At 70.0% G+C, this 827-nt stretch carries 1 protein-coding gene; it reads left to right on the top strand.

What is annotated here, in order from left to right:
- The first annotated feature begins 130 nt into the window (after positions 1-130).
- Positions 131-802 carry a response regulator transcription factor gene (locus tag OOT08_RS03375; RefSeq protein WP_325091130.1) on the top strand — a complete coding sequence of 224 codons (672 nt, stop codon included), beginning with the start codon at positions 131-133 and terminating at the stop codon, positions 800-802.
- Positions 803-827 lie beyond the last annotated feature (25 nt).

Genomic DNA, 827 nt, shown 5'->3' with positions numbered 1-827 from the left:
GATCGACGAACGTCCCCGCCGGGGGAACCCGCGCCGTTGTGCGGGACCGACGTCCGGTTCGGTTCGGAGCTGCGTTGCCTCTACGATGAAGGCGACCAGAGCAGTTCGCACCGAGGGGACGGGGAAAGCGGTGAAGATCCTGATCGTGGAGGACGACGCCCGCGTCGCCGCCGCGCTGAGCGCCTACCTGCGCCAGGCGGGGTACGCCCCGCAGACCGTGGGCGACGGCGCCTCGGCGATCGCCGCCGTCGGACCGGACACCGAGGCGGTGATCCTCGACCTCGGACTGCCCGACATGGACGGGATCGATGTCTGCCGTCGCATCCGCGGCATCTGCGGGGTGCCGATCCTGATCGCGACCGCGCGCAGCAACGTGGAGGCCCGGATCAAGGGCCTGCACGCGGGCGCTGACGACTTCGTGGTCAAGCCCTACGACGTGCGCGAGCTCATCGCCCGCATCGAGGCGGTCACCCGGCGGATGCGCACGGCCCAGCCCGCGCCCCAGGAACACTCGGTCGTGCAGATCGACGGCGTCCACATCAACCTCAGCACCAGATTGGTCTCCGTCGAGGGGGCGCCCATCGAGCTGACCCCGAAAGAGTTCGACATCCTCGCGGTGCTCGCCCGCTACCCGGGGGTGGCGACGCCGCGCGATCGGATCATCCGCGAGGTGTGGGGCACCGACTGGTCGGGCTTTAGCCGCTCCCTGGAGGTGCACGTTGCCTCGATCCGGCGAAAACTCGACCGTCCCTCGCTCGTGGTCACCGTCCGCGGCGTCGGATACCGGCTGATGGGCTCCTAGGTGCGCCGCCGGCTCTTCGTGGTCT

Origin of the sequence: Leucobacter sp. M11, assembly GCF_035726885.1 — a bacterium.
Taxonomy (GTDB): Bacteria; Actinomycetota; Actinomycetes; order Actinomycetales; family Microbacteriaceae; genus JAPFRB01.
The sequence above is the reverse complement of the archived record's forward strand: the minus strand, read 5'-3'. Positions and strand labels throughout refer to the sequence as shown.